At 74.0% G+C, this 15,947-nt stretch carries 15 protein-coding genes; 5 read left to right on the top strand and 10 right to left on the bottom strand.

The features are described 5' to 3' along the window. Positions 1-426: 426 nt before the first annotated feature. Complete coding sequence (gene trpS / locus AC0680_RS05365; RefSeq protein WP_478625711.1) at positions 427-1,440, top strand: tryptophan--tRNA ligase; 1,014 nt, start codon at positions 427-429, stop codon at positions 1,438-1,440. A gap of 55 nt (positions 1,441-1,495) precedes the next feature. Here the strand turns inward: trpS and proC are convergent, their stop codons facing one another. The 3 genes from proC to AC0680_RS05380 all read right to left on the bottom strand — a co-directional run bounded on the left by proC (position 1,496) and on the right by AC0680_RS05380 (position 3,999). After that, positions 1,496-2,305, bottom strand: coding sequence for a pyrroline-5-carboxylate reductase (gene proC, locus AC0680_RS05370; protein ID WP_468983564.1), 810 nt, complete (start codon positions 2,303-2,305; stop codon positions 1,496-1,498). A 99-nt stretch (positions 2,306-2,404) separates the two neighbouring features. Next, on the bottom strand, positions 2,405-3,196 hold the full coding sequence (locus tag AC0680_RS05375; protein ID WP_478625113.1) for an ABC transporter permease: 792 nt from the start codon (positions 3,194-3,196) through the stop codon (positions 2,405-2,407). After that, a complete protein-coding gene (locus tag AC0680_RS05380; protein WP_478625115.1) occupies positions 3,193-3,999 on the bottom strand; it encodes an ABC transporter ATP-binding protein in 807 nt (268 codons plus the stop codon). The genes AC0680_RS05375 and AC0680_RS05380 overlap by 4 nt, the downstream gene beginning before the upstream one ends. Positions 4,000-4,251: 252 nt before the next feature. On the opposite strand from AC0680_RS05380, the gene AC0680_RS05385 reads away from it, so the two are divergent. The 3 genes from AC0680_RS05385 to AC0680_RS05395 all read left to right on the top strand — a co-directional run bounded on the left by AC0680_RS05385 (position 4,252) and on the right by AC0680_RS05395 (position 7,952). Then, on the top strand, positions 4,252-4,653 hold the full coding sequence (locus AC0680_RS05385) for a hypothetical protein (protein ID WP_478625118.1): 402 nt from the start codon (positions 4,252-4,254) through the stop codon (positions 4,651-4,653). 226 nt (positions 4,654-4,879) lie between these two features. Then, the gene (locus AC0680_RS05390; protein WP_478625120.1) at positions 4,880-6,457 is read left to right on the top strand and encodes a SulP family inorganic anion transporter; all 1,578 of its coding nucleotides are present in this window, start codon (positions 4,880-4,882) and stop codon (positions 6,455-6,457) included. A gap of 85 nt (positions 6,458-6,542) precedes the next feature. Next, positions 6,543-7,952, top strand: coding sequence for a M1 family metallopeptidase (locus AC0680_RS05395; protein WP_478625123.1), 1,410 nt, complete (start codon positions 6,543-6,545; stop codon positions 7,950-7,952). Between the two features lie 117 nt (positions 7,953-8,069). On the opposite strand, the gene AC0680_RS05400 is transcribed toward AC0680_RS05395, so the two are convergent. The 7 genes from AC0680_RS05400 to AC0680_RS05430 all read right to left on the bottom strand — a co-directional run bounded on the left by AC0680_RS05400 (position 8,070) and on the right by AC0680_RS05430 (position 13,320). After that, complete coding sequence (locus tag AC0680_RS05400; RefSeq protein WP_478625125.1) at positions 8,070-8,576, bottom strand: glycine-rich domain-containing protein; 507 nt, start codon at positions 8,574-8,576, stop codon at positions 8,070-8,072. Between the two features lie 128 nt (positions 8,577-8,704). After that, a complete protein-coding gene (locus tag AC0680_RS05405; protein WP_478625128.1) occupies positions 8,705-9,253 on the bottom strand; it encodes an SRPBCC family protein in 549 nt (182 codons plus the stop codon). Positions 9,254-9,307: 54 nt separating this feature from the next. Next, complete coding sequence (locus tag AC0680_RS05410; protein WP_478625130.1) at positions 9,308-9,925, bottom strand: TetR/AcrR family transcriptional regulator; 618 nt, start codon at positions 9,923-9,925, stop codon at positions 9,308-9,310. Positions 9,926-9,990: 65 nt separating this feature from the next. After that, positions 9,991-11,091: an NAD(P)/FAD-dependent oxidoreductase gene (locus AC0680_RS05415; protein ID WP_478625132.1), complete on the bottom strand. Its 1,101-nt coding sequence runs from the start codon at positions 11,089-11,091 to the stop codon at positions 9,991-9,993. 186 nt (positions 11,092-11,277) lie between these two features. After that, on the bottom strand, positions 11,278-12,255 hold the full coding sequence (sigJ, locus tag AC0680_RS05420; RefSeq protein ID WP_478625134.1) for an RNA polymerase sigma factor SigJ: 978 nt from the start codon (positions 12,253-12,255) through the stop codon (positions 11,278-11,280). A 128-nt stretch (positions 12,256-12,383) separates the two neighbouring features. Next, complete coding sequence (locus AC0680_RS05425; protein WP_478625136.1) at positions 12,384-12,923, bottom strand: hypothetical protein; 540 nt, start codon at positions 12,921-12,923, stop codon at positions 12,384-12,386. A gap of 70 nt (positions 12,924-12,993) precedes the next feature. Further along, the gene (locus AC0680_RS05430) at positions 12,994-13,320 is read right to left on the bottom strand and encodes a peptidase (protein ID WP_478625137.1); all 327 of its coding nucleotides are present in this window, start codon (positions 13,318-13,320) and stop codon (positions 12,994-12,996) included. Between the two features lie 159 nt (positions 13,321-13,479). Here AC0680_RS05430 and AC0680_RS05435 point away from each other — a divergent pair, with 159 nt between their 5' ends. Next, a complete protein-coding gene (locus AC0680_RS05435; RefSeq protein WP_478625139.1) occupies positions 13,480-15,801 on the top strand; it encodes a serine/threonine-protein kinase in 2,322 nt (773 codons plus the stop codon). The last annotated feature ends 146 nt before the right edge of the window (positions 15,802-15,947 follow it).

The following is a 15,947-nucleotide window of genomic DNA, read 5'->3' on the forward strand; positions in this document are numbered from 1 at the left end:
CTTTCGGCGTGATCACTACTTTAGCGGGATTCCTCGTCGGCGCATAATCGCGCCGCGGTCCGAATTTCGGCATGCCGAAATTGTTCCCGGTGAGGAGTCGTGCGGTAGTGGTGTGCCGCGAAGCGGCGGGATGGTTGTCCGGGGCCGATCGGCTCCGTGGCAACTCGGAGGACACTACACGAGGGCGCGGGGTTGTTCAAACCCGTGCCGGGCCCGGGTTCGCGGTGTACGTTTGCGGCATGACTACGCATGCGCTCGTACAGCAGTGGTGGCTCGCCTGACGGCGGCCGAACCACAGCGCATGCATGACCACGGCCGCCGCTTCGGCGGCCGTTCGCGTATCCCCCTCTCGTAGCCGGCCGGCGAAGTCGGCGGTCTCGACGCGCACTCAGCGGAGTGCGGGAGAGAAGGACGGGCGAGATGGCGATGGCGACGACGGTGACGGCGCGTACTCGGATCTTCAGTGGAGTGCAGCCCACGGGGCATCTGACGCTGGGGAACTACCTCGGGGCGATGCGGCGGTGGGTCGAGGTGGACCAGCACCGTGCGGAGGCGCTGTTCTGCGTGGTGGATCTGCATGCGCTCACCGTCGAGCACGATCCGGCGCGGTTGCGGCGGCTGAGTCGGCAGGCCGCGACGCTGCTGCTGGCCGCCGGGCTGGATCCGGAGCTGTGCACGGTGTTCGCGCAGAGCCAGGTCGACGAGCATGTGCGGCTGTCGTATCTGATGGAGTGCACGGCCTCCGACGGGGAGATGCGGCGCATGATCCAGTACAAGGAGAAGGCCGCGCGGGAGCAGGCGCGGGGCGGGAGTGTGCGGCTGTCTCTGCTGACCTATCCGGCGCTGATGGCGGCGGACATCCTGGCGTACGGGGCGCAGGAGGTGCCGGTCGGGGAGGACCAGGCGCAGCATGTGGAGCTGACGCGGGATCTGGCGGTGCGGTTCAACCAGCGGTACGGGCCGACGTTCGTCGTGCCCAGGGCGACGCATCCGGCGGTGGCGGCGCGGGTGATGGATCTGCAGGAGCCGACGTCCAAGATGGGCAAGTCGCACGCCAGGACGGCAGGGGTGGTGTATTTGCTGGACGAGCCGGAGGTGGTCCGGAAGAAGGTGATGCGGGCGGTCACCGATGGCGGGAGCGATGTGGTGCACGACCGGGCGGAGCGGCCGGGGGTGGCCAATCTCCTGGATGTGCTGGCCGCCTGTACGGGTGGGGATCCGCAGCGGCTGGCCGGGGAGTACTCCTCGTACGGGGCGCTGAAGAAGGACACCGCGGAGGCGGTGGTGGAGATGCTGCGGCCGGTGCGGAGCAGGCATGCGGAACTGGCGGCGGATCCGTCGGCGGTGGACGCGGTGCTGCGGGCCGGGGCGGAGCGGGCCCGGGCGATCGCCAGGCCGCGGGTGGATGCGGCCTATCGGGCGATGGGGTTGCTGGCCTGAGGCGTGTTCTCCCCCGGGGGCAGCCGGTCCGGGGGCCGGCTGCCCCGCCGCGGGGTCAGCCGTTGCCGGTGGCCAGTTCGCGGCTGCGGTCGCGGGCGGCTTCCAGGGCGGCGATCAGGGCGGCGCGGACGCCGTGGTTCTCGAGTTCGCGGATGGCGTTGATGGTGGTGCCGGCCGGGGACGTGACGTTCTCGCGGAGTTTGACGGGGTGTTCGCCGCTGTCGCGGAGCATCACTGCGGCGCCGATGGCGGCCTGGACGATGAGGTCGTGGGCCTTGTCCCGGGGCAGGCCGAGCAGGATGCCGGCGTCGGTCATGGCCTCGACGAGGAAGTAGAAGTACGCCGGGCCGGAGCCGGAGAGGGCGGTGGCGGCGTCCTGCTGGGTCTCGGGGACGCGGAGGGTCTTGCCGACGGTTGCGAAGATCTCCTCGGCGAGGGTGAGGTGGGCGGCGCTGGCGTGGGAGCCGGCGGAGATGACGGACATCGCCTCGTCGACGAGGGCGGGGGTGTTCGTCATGACCCGGACGACCGGGGTGCCGGCGGTCAGCCGCTCCTCGAAGTAGGAGGTGGGGATGCCGGCCGCGCCGCTGATGACCAGGCGGTCGACGGGGACGTGCGGAGCGAGTTCCCGCAGGAGGGTGCCCATGTCCTGCGGCTTGACGGTGAGGATGAGGGTGTCGGCGGACTTGGCGGCCTCGGCGTTGCTGACGGCTTCCACGCCGTAGCGGGCATGGAGCTGTTCGGCGCGTTCCTGGCGGCGGGCGGTGACCAGGAGGTCGGAGGGCGCCCAGCCGCCTCGGATCATGCCGCTGAGGAGGGCTTCGCCGATTTTTCCGGTGCCGAGTACGGCGACCTTCTGGGTCATGCTGCGGTTCACCTCGCCGGTGGTGCCTGGTCGGTTACGCCGTCATCCTCGCACCCGGGCGGCGCGGGGCGCGGGTGCGTTCCGAGGGCCAAGACGGTGTCACCTCGTACGGCGGCGGAGGGTGGCGGCGCCGAGGGCGAGGACGAGGAGGGCGCAGCCGGTGACGACGACCGCGTCGCGGACGAAGTCGCCGGTGATGTCGGGGTGGTGCAGGACCTCGTTCATGCCGTCGACGGCGTAGGACATCGGCAGGGCGTCGGAGAGCGCTTCGAGGGCGGGGTGCATGGTGTCGCGCGGGGTGAACAGGCCGCAGAGCAGGAGCTGGGGCATCAGGACGGCGGGCAGGAACTGCACGGCCTGGAACTCGGAGGCGGCGAAGGCCGAGACGAAGAGGCCGAGGGCGGTGCCCAGGACGGCGTCCAGGACGGCGACGAGCAGGAGCAGCCAGGGGGAGCCGACGGTGTCGAGGCCCAGGGCCCACAGGGACAGCGCCGTGGCGAGGGCGGACTGGACGACCGCCAGCAGGCCGAAGGCCAGGGCGTAGCCGCCGATCAGGTCGGCCTTGCCCAGGGGCATGGCGAGCAGGCGTTCCAGGGTGCCCGAGGTGCGTTCGCGCAGGGTGGCGATGGAGGTCACCAGGAACATCGTGATCATCGGGAAGATGCCGAGGAGGGAGGCCCCGATGCTGTCGAAGGTCTCCGGGCGGGCGTCGAAGACGTAGCGGAGCAGGGCGATCATCACGCACGGCACGACCAGCATCATCGCGAGGGTGCGGCGGTCGTGGCGCAGCTGGCGCAGGACGCGGGCGGCGGTGGCCAGGGTGCGGGACGGGGAGATCGGCGCGGTGTGCGGGCGGGGGGCCGCGGCGGGCGGGGGTGCGGTGGCGGTCATCGGGCCGGCTCCTGGGTGGTGGTGTCGTGGTGCGGGGCGGCGGCCCCGGCCTGGTCGACGAGGTGGAGGAAGGCGGCCTCGACGGTGGGCGCGCCGGTGCGGTCGCGGAGGGCCCGCGGGGTGTCCTCGGCCAGGAAGCGGCCCTCGCGCATCAGCAGGAGGCGGTCGCAGCGCTCGGCCTCGTCCATGACGTGGGAGGACACCAGGAGGGTGGTGCCCCGGTCGGCGGCGAGGGTGTGGAAGAGGTTCCACAGGTCGCGGCGCAGGACGGGGTCCAGGCCGACGGTGGGTTCGTCGAGGACGAGGAGCTCGGGGGCGCCGAGGAGGGCCACCGCGAGGGAGACGCGGCTGCGCTGGCCGCCGGAGAGGCGGCCGGCGAGGACGTCGGCGTGGCGGGTGAGGTCGACGTCCTCGATGGCGCGGGCGACGCCGGTGCGGCGGTGGTCGCGGGCGGCCCGGCCGGGGTGCAGGACCGCGGCGAAGTAGTCGAGGTTCTGGCGGACCGTGAGGTCGTCGTAGACGGACGGGTCCTGGGTGACGTAGCCGATGCGGGGGCGCAGTGCGGGGGCGCCCGCGGGGTGGCCGAGGACGTCGAGGGTGCCGGTGACGTGGGCCTGGGTGCCGACGACGGCGCGCAGGAGGGTGGATTTGCCGCAGCCGGAGGGGCCGAGGAGGCCGGTGATGCGGCCGCGGGGGACGTGGCAGGTGAGGGCGTCGAGGACGGTGCGGCCGCCTCGGACGACGGTGAGGTCGTGGGCGTGGACGGCGGGCTCGGCGGCGGCACCGTCACCGTAATTCATCATGCGATGAATAATGCGCCGGGCGGGGTGGGGCGTCAAGCGTTGAGCCATCGGGGTGAACAACTCGGCGGAGTGGTGTGCGATACAGCGCGTTGAAGCATGAATCGCACTTTGGCGGCCGCCGGCGCGAACGGAACCCTTCCCTCCTGTCCGATAACTCCGCGTTCACAGGTCGATCACATATCGACTTGCGGCGGGGCCTGCCGGGCTCGACACAATGGGGTGACCTGTCCAGCCGCGCCGGAAGGGGCGTCGATGGCGAAGATCCAGGTGGGCCGTTTCGTGCGGCTCCTGTTGATCCTCATGGCCGTCGTCCTGGCCCTGCCGACCGCCGCCGACGGCGCGTTCGGAACCGACGCGGCGGCCGCGCCCGCCAGGAACAGCGCCTCCGGTGCCGGTTCCGCGAGCGCCGCCCCGGTGGCCTCGGACCCCTCCGAGGACCCCGAAGCCGCCCTCGGCCGCTGTCTGCCACGTCGCGGCGGGCGCTCCGCGGCCACGTTCCGCGTGCCCGCACCGCCCGGCACGGCCGTGTCGACCGACGCTCCCGTACGGTCCGAGGGCGGGCTGCGCCTGGCCGCCCCGCTGACCGGCCGTCAGGCCGTGCCCGTGTCGAGATCAGGCGAGCTGCCGGTCCATCACCTCGTCTTCCGCTGCTGAGCACGGCGAGCCGAGAGCTGCCCCAGGGCCTTCCCCGGCCCGCGCATCCCGACGGATCCAGCCGTCATCGCCACACCCTTCATGGCGCGCGCCGCACGGCACCGCACGGCAGCCGGCGAAGCAGGCCGGCCCAGGTCGCCCTGCGCCTGCTTGCCGTGCCCGATTCCGGGCCGGTGCCGGTGTCCGCGCGTGCGCCGCCGCATCTCCCATCCGCTGGAGGCACGTCATGCGTAGGTTCCGTATTGCCCGCTCACACCCGTCCCGGCAGTCGATATCCTCCCCGCCCTCCCGCTCGGCACGGCCTTCGCTGTCGGTCCTGCGCGCCGACTTCACCGCTTCGCTCGTCGTCTTCCTCGTCGCCGTCCCGCTGTGTGTCGGGGTGGCCGTCGCCTCCGGGGTGCCGGCCGAGCTGGGACTGCTCACCGGGATCGTCGGGGGGCTGCTCACCGGGCTGCTGCCGGGCAGCAGTCTGCAGGTCAGCGGGCCGGCCGCCGGGCTGACCGTGCTGGTCTACGAGGCCGTGCAGGAGTACGGGCTCGGCGCGCTGGGCGCGCTGGTGCTGATCGCCGGGCTGCTGCAGCTGGTCATGGGGGCGCTGCGGCTGGGCCGCTGGTTTCGGGCCATCTCGGTCGCGGTCGTCCAGGGAATGCTGGCCGGTATCGGACTGGTGCTGATCGCCGGGCAGTTGTACACCCTGGTGGACGCCGAGGCGCCCGGTGGCGGCCCGGCGAACCTGGCCGGGCTGCCGCGGCTCGCGGCGGATACCGCCGGGTCGCAGACCGCGCTGACGGCGCTGGCGATCGGCGCCTCGACCATGGTGCTGCTGGCGCTGTGGCCACGGTGGCGGCGGGCGGCGCGGGTGCTGCCGGCGCCGCTGGTGGCGGTGGCCCTGGCGACCGCCGTGGTGTTCGTCTGGGACCTGCCGGTGGCGCGGGTCGAAGTGGAGGGCCTGCTGGATGTCGTACAGCCGCCGGGCGGGGCGGACTTCGCGCGGCTGGTGGAGGCGGGGGCGGTGGCCGGTGCGCTGGGCACCGTGCTCGCGTTCACGCTGATCGCGTCGGCGGAGTCGCTGTTCAGCGCGGCCGCGGTGGACCGGCTGCACGACGGGCCGAAGACCGACTACGACAAGGAACTGATGGCGCAGGGCGCCGGCAACACGGTCTGCGGGCTGCTCGGCGCGCTGCCGATGACCGCGGTGATCGTCCGCAGCTCCGCGAACGTGCGGGCCGGTGCGCGCACGAAGGCGTCCCGGGTGCTGCACGGGGTGTGGCTGCTGGTCTTCGCGGCGGCGTTCCCGGCGGCGCTGGGCTCGGTGCCGATCGCGGCGCTGGCCGGTGTGCTGGTGCACGCCGGATGGAAGCTGCTCCCGGTCAAGGAGTGGCGCCCGCTGTGGCGGGAGCACCGGGGTGAGGCCGTGGTGCTGGCCGCCACCGCGGTGGCGATCGTGGCCACCAACATGTTCGAGGGGGTGCTGCTGGGGCTGCTGATGGCGATCGCCAAGTCGGCGTGGGCGACCTCGCATGTGCATCTGGAGATCGTGGGACTGGAGGAGCCCGAGGGGACGTCCGCGCCGGGCTCCCGGCGGCCCGTCCGCGTACGGGCCGTCGGCAACGCCACCTTCCTGCGGCTGCCCAGGCTGCTCGACCAGTTGGAGGCGCTGCCCCGGGACCGGGAGATCGAGCTGGACCTGTCCGGGCTGCGCCACCTGGACCACGCGTGTGCGGCCGCGCTCGGCAACTGGGAGGAGCAGCGCCGCGGCCCGGAGGGAACCGCGCAGCACACCGCGCCGTCCGTCGCCCCGTAATGCGCCCCAAGCGGTAGCGGAGGGGCGTAGCGGCGGAAAAGACCTTAGGGTCGGGGAACTTGTGATCACCGACCCTAGGAGCGCTGTGAACCGCCGGCCCCTTCGCTGCTGCGGTGCGACCGCGGCCCTGTCCGTCGCCCTGCTGCTGTCCTCGTGCACGAGCGCGGCCGTCAGCGCCCAGGGGACGGCGGGCAGCGGCGGGGTGGGCGACCCGCTCTTCCCGGCGCTGGGCAACGGCGGCTACCGGGTCAGCCATTACGGACTCGATCTCGACTACGACGTCAAACACCGGCATCTGGACGCCACCGCCGAGATCACCGCCCGGGCCACGCAGGATCTGCGCTCGTTCAAACTGGATCTGCAGGGGCTGCGGGTGTCCGCCGTCCGGGTCGACGGCGAGGACGCCGCGTTCTCCCGCAAGGGGCACAAGCTGACGGTGACTCCGCAGGACGGGATCGCCAAGGGCGCGCAGTTCCGTGCGGCCGTCGACTACGGCGGGACCCCGCAGGAGATGGAGGATCCGGACGGGTCGACGGAGGGCTGGGTCAAGACCGCCGACGGCGCGTTCGTGTCGGGCCAGCCCGCGGGGGCCATGACGTGGTTCCCCGGGAACAACCACCCCGGCGACAAGGCCGCCTACGACTTCAAGATCACCGTGCCGCGGCAGTACACCGCCGTCGCCAACGGGGAGCTGCGGTCGGAGAAGGTCTCCAAGGGCAAGGCCACGTTCGAGTGGCACAACCCGCAGCCGATGGCCACCTATCTGGCCACCGCCACCATCGGGAAGTTCGACGTCCGCACGTCCCGCACACCGGACGGGCTGCCGCTGTACGTCGCGGTGGACCCGGCGGAGGCCAAGGCGAGCAAGGAGCCGCTGGAGCGGCTGCCGGAGATCATCAAGTGGGAGAGCGGGCTGTTCGGGAAGTACCCCTTCTCCTCGGCGGGCGCGATCGTCGACCACACCCCGGAGCGGATCGACTGGTACGCCCTGGAGTCCCAGACCAAGCCGGTCTACGCCGGGGCGCCGGACACCGTGACCGTGGTGCACGAGATGGCCCACCAGTGGTTCGGCGACTCGGTGACGCCGAAGACCTGGCGGGACACCTGGCTCAACGAGGGCTTCGCGACCTACGCCGAGTGGCTGTGGGAGGAGCACGAGGGCGGCAAGACGCCGCAGCAGCAGTTCGACGCGCTCTACAAGGACGACGAGGACAACGAGCGCTGGGAATTCCCCGCGGGCAAGCCGGCCGGGGCGAAGGACGTGACCGGGACGCCCGTCTACGAGCGCGGCGCGATGGTGCTCCAGCAGCTGCGCAAGGCCGTCGGCGACAAGACCTTCTTCAAGATCCTCAAGGAGTGGCCCGCCGAGCACCGCTACGGCAACGCCGATTCGAAGGACTTCATCGCCTTCTGCCAGGCGCGCACGGACGTGGATCTGAAGGATCTGTTCGCCGACTGGCTCTACGGCAAGGGGAAGCCGGACTGGGAGTACTGAGCGACGGGGAGTACCGAGCGGCCGCCCGCCCGCGCACGCACACCGCGGACGGCCGCCGGCTCCGGCGGGGCGCGGTCCGGCCCGGAGCGGACCCGGCCAGGACCCGTCGGACAGGCCCTAGTCGCCCCCTCCCCCACCGCAGCCCGAGCCGCACGACGACCCGCAGGACGAGCCGCAGGACGAGGTGCCGCAGCCGCCGCCCGGGTGGGGCTTGCGCCGGCACTTCGCCCCCGCCGGGGTGAGCGGGCCCGTCGAGGCCGGCCACAGTTCCTTGTCCGCGCTGTACCCCGCCTCCTCGATCAGGGCCACGGTCGGCAGGTGTCCGTCCGCGCCGTGCACAAAGGCGCCGGGTTCGTCGGGGTAGTGGTGCACGCAGCGTCCGAGCCGGGCGCACAGCTCGGCGTAGAGCGCGGTGTGCAGGATGAGGGCGTGCCATCCCTCGTCGACCAGGCGTGAGGGCCGGACGGCTGCCGCCGGGAACTTCGCGGCGGCCACGACGAACTTGAGGGCTTCGCTCACCACCCGCCCGGCCGTCGGCTCGTCCATGCCGGGGTTGTTGTCCATGACCGTGGCGACGACACCTCTGAACGCGTCAGGAGCGAGTAAGCCGCGTACCTCGTGCATATGCGTGCCTTCCTTCCTGGGGTGGTTCCACTGGGCCCGCCCCTGCCCTGCGGCCCGCGGGGGCCGGTCGGGCCGGGGCGGGAGTCGCTGCACCCGGTCGCCCGCGCACCGCTTCGCCCCGCGCCGCCTCACCCCACGCGGCGCTCGCCGTGCCGCGGGCTGTCGGCGGCGCCGGGCGGGGGTGACTCCAGATGGTGCTTGAGGCGCTGCAGTGTGCTGCCGATGTGGGTGTGGTTGGCGCCGACGCGGTCGAAGACGCCGGTGACGAGGAGGGCGACGGGGAGGAACCACAGCGGCACCCGCAGCCAGTTGGTCTCGGTGACGGTGCAGCCCTGCGCCGCGGGCGCGATGTCGTACTGCCAGCGGGAGATGGGGATGCCGGGCGGTGCCGTCACCTCGTAGGCGAAGCGCCGGCCCGGATCGGCGTCCGTGATCCGGCAGTCGGTGTACCAGCGGCGCAGGCCGTTGCGGTTGTGGCCGCGGAAGCGGGCGCCCACCGCGGGGGCCGTGGCGCCGCCCAGCCAGTGGGCGCGGTGCGCCTCCTCGCCGAGGCGGACCATCACGAGCGGGTCGCTGACGACGCGGTACGCCTCGGCCGGGGACACCTCGATCGTCACCGTGCCGGATGCCGCGGGGTCGGGGAACCTCGGGATGCGCGACGGGCGCGGTAGGGGCATCTCACCCTCCTCGGCTGATGTAATCAGCGATTACATCAGCGGGTGGAGTGGGGGTCAAGACCCCGTGGGGCCGGGGGAGTTGGCGATGCCCGCGCCGAAGGTGTCCAGGGCCTGCTCGGCCAGCCGCTCCGCCCGGTCCGGTGGCAGATATCCGTCGACGATCATCTGCGACAGGCCGTAGACCAGGGCCTGACCCGCCAGGCCCACCGTCGCGGGATCGCCCGGGCGCAGCACTCCGGCCTTCTGGTCGGCGACGATGATGTCGGTGAAGGCCCGTTCGATGTCGGTCAGGCGCTGGTGCAGTTCGGCCGGCCGGCTGTCGCCGAACACCCTGGTCCTGATCAGCTCGAAGCGGCGCGGATGGCGGATCGCGAAGCGGACGAAGCCCAGGCCGAAGGCGCGCATCACGGAACCCTCGGCGCCGGCGACCATGCCGGTCTGCCACTGCGCGAAGTCGGCCAGGATCCGGTCGGCGACCGCCGTCAGCAGCGCCTGCCGGTCGGCGAAGTGCCGGAACGGCGCACCCGGCGACACCCCCGCCCGGCGTGCGACCTCACGTACGGTCACCTGGTCCATCCCGCGCTCGTCCAGGAGCTCGATCGCCGCCGAGGTGAGCGCGGCGGGGAGGTCGCCGTGGTGGTAACCAGCGCGTTCCGTGGTCTTGCCCGTCATGCACGCAGTGCTACCACACGCCCCCGCGCGGCGGCCCGGCCCACGAAAGACCGGGCAGGGACCCCCTAGCCCATGCCGGGGATCCACCGCACGGCGCCCGGGTGGCGGGCCGTCAGCTTCAGGAGGCGGAGGGTGGAGCGGACCACCTGCTCCTTGACGCGGGCGGCCGGGCGGCCCGTCAGCACCCGTTCGCGCGGGGTGTCGTCGGCCCGTACGGACTGGACCAGGCCGTCGCGCCGGCCCAGGCTCACGCAGTGGATGACGTAGGCGAACGACAGCGGCGAGGGTTCGGCGCCGCGGGACTCGGCGATGATCGCGCCGGCCGCGTGCGCGCCCGTGGGCAGGGCGGTGGCGCAGGCCATCCGCAGGGCGCCGGCGCGGGGCGCCCGGGCCGCGGCCGCGTCGCCCGCCGCGTAGACGTCGGGGTGGCTGACCGAGCGCAGCGCCGCGTCGACCCGGATCCGGCCGCTGACCGGATCGGTGTCCAGCCCGGCGTCGTGGGCGAGCCCGCCGGCGGCCCGCATGGCGGCCGTCCACAGCACGGCGTCGGCGTCGACGTCGTGCGCGCCGGCGACGTGGCGGCCCTCCTCGACGTGGACGCCCAGCCGGCCCAGGGTGGCACGGACATGGGCCCGGCCGCGGTCCGACAGTCCGCCGCCGATCTCCCCGCCGGTCAGCAGGCGGACCTCCCACCGCGGGTGGGCCTCGGCGATCTCGGCGGCCATCTCGATGCCGGTCAGTCCGCCGCCGACCACGGCCAGCCGGCCCGGCCCGTCCAGCAGCCGCTTGTGCAGGGCCTCGGAGCTCTCCGCGGTGAAGGCGCCTTCACCGGCCCCGCGCGGGTCGGTGTGGCTGCCGAGGGCGTAGACCAGCCGGTCGTAGCCGAGGGTGCGGCCGCTGTCGGTGTGGACGGCGCGGGCGTCGGCGTCCAGGGCGGTGGCCCGGGCGGCGAGGTGCTCGACGCCGGTGCCGTGCAGCAACCGCGCCCGGGAGTGGGCCACTTCGGGGCGGCCGGCGGCCAGCTCGTGCTGCCGTACCCGCTCGGTCAACCGGTCGCCGGGGTCGACCAGGGTGACCCGGGCGTACGGGGCGAGCCGCAGCGCGGCCATCATGCCCGCGTAGCCGCCGCCGAGGACCACGACCCGCTGCCGCACCATGCTCTTCATGCCGTCCTCCTGGGGTAGGGGCGCCGCGCCCGGACGGGCGGCGCCGCAAGGAGGACGACGCGGCGGGCCGGAGTGTGACAGCGGCCCGCGGCCCGGAGGGAACGGCCGCCCGCCCCGGCACGGCCAGCCGTCGCGGTACGGCCGCCCCGCCCCGTTACGGCCGCCCGTCGCCCTGGCGCCGCCCGGTCACAGCAGGTCGAAGAGGTCGAGGTGACCGAGCTTGTCGGGGTTGATCACGGCGTCCACCTCGATGATCCGCCCGTCGTGCACGGTGAAGGCGAAGACCCCGGACTGCCGGCCCGCGGCGTCGGCGAAGACCAGGCCGGTGGCACCGTTGACGTCCACCAACTCGGCCCGGATCGGCCCGAGTTCGCTGCCCCGGGCGACCAGGCCCCGCGCGTAGCGGGCGACCTTCTCGCGGCCCAGCACCGGCCGGCGGGCGGCGCTGACCTTGCCGCCGCCGTCCGAACGCCAGACGACCTCGGGGTCCAGCACGGCCAGCAGGGCGTCGAGGTCGCCGCCCACGACGGCGGCGAGGAACGCCTCGACGGTGCGGCGGTGCTCGGCGCGGTCCACGGTGCGGCGCGGCGCCTCGGCCCGCACCCGCTTGCGGGCGCGGGAGGCCAGTTGCCGCACGGAGTCCGGGGTGCGGCCGACCGCCTCGGCGATCTCCGGGAAGGGCACCGCGAAGACGTCGTGGAGGATGAAGGAGGTGCGCTCGGCCGGGGTGAGCCGCTCCAGGACGGTCAGCAGGGCCATCCCCACGGATTCGTCGAGCGTGACCCGGTCCTCGGGGCCGGGGCCGCCGGCGCCCTGCGGACCCGGCAGCCGCGCTCCGTCGGCGCCCGGCCCGGCGAGCAGCGGCTCCGGCAGCCAGGGGCCGACATAGGTCTCGCGGCGGGCCCGGGCCGAGCCCAGCAGGTCGTAACAGATGCGGCTGACGACGGTGGTGAGGAAGGCGCGCGGGCTGGCCACCGGCGGCTCGTCGGGCAGCGCCTGCCAGCGCAGCCAGGTCTCCTGCACGGCGTCGTCGGCGTCGGTGACGGTGCCCATGATCCGGTAGGCGATGGCCCACAGCCGCCCGCGCTGCTCCTCGAACTGCGCCAGCCGGTCGCCGGCCGGCGTCTCCCGGTGGTCGTCCGCGCTCGTCCGCGGCTGTGCCATGGTCCGCTCCTTGTCGTACGCGATCGCCCGCCGTCGTGGGCGACCGCCGCTCGCCGTGCTCCTGCCTCAAGGACGAGGCGGGCGGGCGCACTGTGACACCCGGTCGGGCGGGCCGGGCCGCCCCCGCCTCAGCGGCGCTTGCCGGACTTCTTCTTGGCGGACGAAGTGCTCTTGGCGGCCGGGTTGCCGGTGCGGGCGCCGCGGCGGCGCGCGTGCCGCTCGCGGGCGGCGGTGTACTCGGCGCGGTGCAGCTTCTCGCCGGGGGCCTCCAGGAGGCCGCGGCAGAAGTACGCGAGCAGCGAGCCGATGAAGCCGATCAGCATCAGGCTCTGGCCGGACGAGGCGGCCGCGCCGCGGGCGGCCGGGTCGGGGCGGCGCACGAAGCCGTCCCAGGTGCGGCGAAAGGCCAGTGCGCTGCAGATGGCGAAGCCGGCGACGACGAGGATGCCGACGAACGGGCCGACGGCGGCGATCTCCAGGCCCTGGAAGGCGAACCGCAGCACGACCGCGCCGGCCGCGGCGAGCGCGAGCGAGCCCGCCGCGACGCCGGCCCGGCGCAGGGCGTAGCTACCGTCGTGGTGGACCCAGGTGGTGCCGAAGAACCGGATCTCCTCCGGCTCGGGGCCGCCGCGCTCCGGGCTCCCGGCGGGGGTCTGCGCATCGCTCATGGCTCGATTATCCCCGCCGGGCCGTACGGGCCCGGTCCCTGCCCCGTCCGCGCCGGGCGCCGGCCGCGCCTCAGCCGCCCATGCAGCGCGGCGCGACCATCACATCGCTGCCGGTGCGGACGTAGGTGTCGGAGACGTACTGGCCGGAGCCGATGTTGTCCCAGATGTCCGAGGTGCCGTACGGGCCGGTGACCCGCTGGCCGTGCCGCTGGCAGCGGATCTCGATCCGCGCGCCCTCCGGCAGCAGGCGGACGACCGGGTAGTTCGTGCCGGGGCCCTTGCGGACCTTGACGCGGTAGCCGGGCGCGATCGGATAGACCAGGCCGCCACCGGACGCGGCGGCGAGCGCCTGGCCGGCGGTCTGCTCGGAATCGTCCTGGATGTCCTGCGTTGTCATTTCGCATTCCCCCGTGAGTGGTACCCGTTTGATCATGTTCGTTTCAATTCCGCAACGCGCACGCTAGCAAGCTTCGTTCATCTCGTACGCGCCATCGACTAGGCTCCGCGCGTCGCACCTGCGACCGAATGGCACAGGGAATGACACGGGGGTGGAACCATGCCGTCGCTGCGCGATTCCGGGGTCGGCCCGGAAGCGGAGCGTCCGGAATACGCCGGGCAGTACCGCCTGGAGGCGCGGCTCGGCGCCGGCGGTATGGGCGTGGTCCACCTGGCCCGCTCGTCGTCCGGACTGCTGCTCGCGGTCAAGGTCATCCATGCCGAGTTCGCCCAGGACCCGGAGTTCCGCGGGCGGTTCCGGCAGGAGGTGGCGGCCGCGCGGCGGGTCAGCGGGGCCTTCACCGCGCCCGTCGTGGACGCCGACCCGGATGCCGAACGCCCCTGGATGGCGACCCTCCACATCCCCGGCCCGACGCTTTCGGACCATGTGAAGCGGAGCGGCCCGATGGCGCCCTGCGAGGTCCGGCAGCTGGCCGCGGGACTCGCCGAGGCGCTGCGCGACATCCACCGCGCCGGGGTGGTGCACCGCGACCTCAAGCCGGGAAACGTGCTGCTGGCCGCCGACGGCCCGAAAGTCATCGACTTCGGCATCTCGCGCCCCTCCGACAGCGAAATGCGCACCGAGACCGGCAAGTTGATCGGCACACCGCCGTTCATGGCGCCCGAGCAGTTCCAGCGGCCGCGCGAGGTGGGGCCCGCGGCGGACGTCTTCGCGCTGGGTTCGGTGCTGGTGCACGCCGCCACCGGCAGCGGGCCGTTCGACTCCGAGAGCCCCTACCTCGTCGCGTATCAGGTGGTGCACGACGAGGCCGATCTGGCGGGCGTGCCGCAGGAGTTGGCCCCGCTGATCGAGAGCTGCCTGGCGAAGGATCCGGCGGACCGCCCGACGCCGGACGCGCTGATGGAGATGCTGCGGACCGACGATCCGGTGGGCCTGGCCGTGGACGGCGGGGTGCGGGGCGCGCGGGACGGCGCGGTGCCGGATGCGTGGGACGGCGCGGTGCCGGACGTACGGATCCCGGAGCAGCGGCAGCCCGTACGGGCCGAGCCCGCCCCGGCGCGGGCCGAGACGACGCATGTGCGGGTGCCCGCCCCCCTCGTCGAGCCCGCTCCCGCCGCCGAGCCGACGCCCGGCACCGGCCCGGCCCCCCTCGACGCCCCGGCCGCGCCCGCTTCCGGCCCGCGCCGCGACGCCCGCTCCCGGAGCCGCCGCTGGCCCCTGTGGGCGGCCCTCGCCCTGGTGGTCACCGGAGCCGGCGCGTTCGCCGGGGTCCGGGCGCTCTCCCCCTCGGGCCCCGGCCAGGACCCGGCGCTGCAGACCCACCCCTCACGCCCCGGCGAGGGCTTCCGCCCCTGGCACACCACGCTCGTCGAGCGGCCCAAGGGGCACGACGCCGAACTGCCCTTCTGCACCAGCGGATCCGGCGCCGTCTTCTGCGGCCAGTCCGGTGTGCTGGCCGCCCGGCTCGACCCGGACACCGGCCGGGTGGCGTGGCGGCGCACGGAGGACTCCCCCGGCAAGCACGCCGCCTCACCGGCCGCGCCGGTGCTCTCCGGCGGGCTGCTGTACGTCTTCTCCGCCGACGCCACCCGGCTGCTGGCGCTCGATCCGTCGCCCGGCGGGAAGGGCGCCGTCCGCTGGAGCAGGGACATCACCGGATACGAGGGCGGGGCCGCGGTCATCGGCGACCGGGTCCTGCTGGCGTCCGGGGACGGCACGGTCACGGCGCTGGACAGCGCCACCCACCGCGAACGGTGGCACCACCGCTACCCCGGCCACACTCTCCCGCTGTTCACCGGATTCGGTGGCCCGCACACCGCCTACGCCGCCGAACCCACCCCCGACGGCACGGCCTCGCAGGTCACCGCCATCGACGTGGCCGACGGCCGGGCCCGCTGGTCGCGCCGGCTGCCGGGGGTGCTCACGCCGGCTGGGACCGGCCCGTCCGGGGCGCTCTACCTCACCGCCACCGACCCCAGGCTCTCCTACCGCACCACCGCCGTCGTCCGCTACGACCCGGCGAGCGGGCACGCCCGCCGCCTGCCGCTGACCGCGCCCCTGGACGGCGTGGCCGCCGTGGTGCACGACGAGACGGTGTACCTGCTGGCCGAGGGCGGTGCGCTGCAGGCCGTCGGGGCCCGTACGTGGGACACCGAGACCTCGGTCAGCCGGGGGTCGGCGCCCGTGGTGAGCGGCGAGAGGCTGTTCTTCACCGCCGCGGACGGCCGGCTGCTGGCGATGGACGCCCGGTCGGGCGCGCTGATCGGGCAGACCGCGCCCCGGCTGACGGCCGCCCGGCACAACGGGTTCGTGGAGTCGCTGCCCGCGCCGCGGGTGGACGGCGCACGGGGCTCGGTCTACGCCGCGGCGCCGGACGGCACGGTGTTCGGCGCGGCGACGAAGGACCCGGCGGGCTGGTGAGGTCCCCGCGCCGGCTCCTGGTGACAGCGGCAGGCGCAGGCCTCATGCCGGACACCGGGCACCAGGGCGGCCCCGCCGTGCCCCGCAACGCCCTTGTCGCAGGCCGCGTGGGTGCCGATGTGGCACGACGGTGAGATGTAGGGGCG

The organism is Streptomyces sp. NPDC043738 (assembly GCF_056436545.1).

Bases quoted from the DNA above. Each gene is read 5' to 3' on its own strand.
- trpS (WP_478625711.1), top strand. From the start codon at position 427: ATGGCGACGACGGTGACGGCGCGTACTCGGATCTTCAGTGGAGTGCAG.
- proC (WP_468983564.1), bottom strand. From the start codon at position 2,305: ATGACCCAGAAGGTCGCCGTACTCGGCACCGGAAAAATCGGCGAAGCC.
- AC0680_RS05375 (WP_478625113.1), bottom strand. From the start codon at position 3,196: ATGACCGCCACCGCACCCCCGCCCGCCGCGGCCCCCCGCCCGCACACC.
- AC0680_RS05380 (WP_478625115.1), bottom strand. From the start codon at position 3,999: ATGATGAATTACGGTGACGGTGCCGCCGCCGAGCCCGCCGTCCACGCC.
- AC0680_RS05385 (WP_478625118.1), top strand. From the start codon at position 4,252: ATGGCGAAGATCCAGGTGGGCCGTTTCGTGCGGCTCCTGTTGATCCTC.
- AC0680_RS05390 (WP_478625120.1), top strand. From the start codon at position 4,880: ATGCGTAGGTTCCGTATTGCCCGCTCACACCCGTCCCGGCAGTCGATA.
- AC0680_RS05400 (WP_478625125.1), bottom strand. From the start codon at position 8,576: ATGCACGAGGTACGCGGCTTACTCGCTCCTGACGCGTTCAGAGGTGTC.
- AC0680_RS05405 (WP_478625128.1), bottom strand. From the start codon at position 9,253: ATGCCCCTACCGCGCCCGTCGCGCATCCCGAGGTTCCCCGACCCCGCG.
- AC0680_RS05410 (WP_478625130.1), bottom strand. From the start codon at position 9,925: ATGACGGGCAAGACCACGGAACGCGCTGGTTACCACCACGGCGACCTC.
- AC0680_RS05415 (WP_478625132.1), bottom strand. From the start codon at position 11,091: ATGAAGAGCATGGTGCGGCAGCGGGTCGTGGTCCTCGGCGGCGGCTAC.
- sigJ (WP_478625134.1), bottom strand. From the start codon at position 12,255: ATGGCACAGCCGCGGACGAGCGCGGACGACCACCGGGAGACGCCGGCC.
- AC0680_RS05425 (WP_478625136.1), bottom strand. From the start codon at position 12,923: ATGAGCGATGCGCAGACCCCCGCCGGGAGCCCGGAGCGCGGCGGCCCC.
- AC0680_RS05430 (WP_478625137.1), bottom strand. From the start codon at position 13,320: ATGACAACGCAGGACATCCAGGACGATTCCGAGCAGACCGCCGGCCAG.
- AC0680_RS05435 (WP_478625139.1), top strand. From the start codon at position 13,480: ATGCCGTCGCTGCGCGATTCCGGGGTCGGCCCGGAAGCGGAGCGTCCG.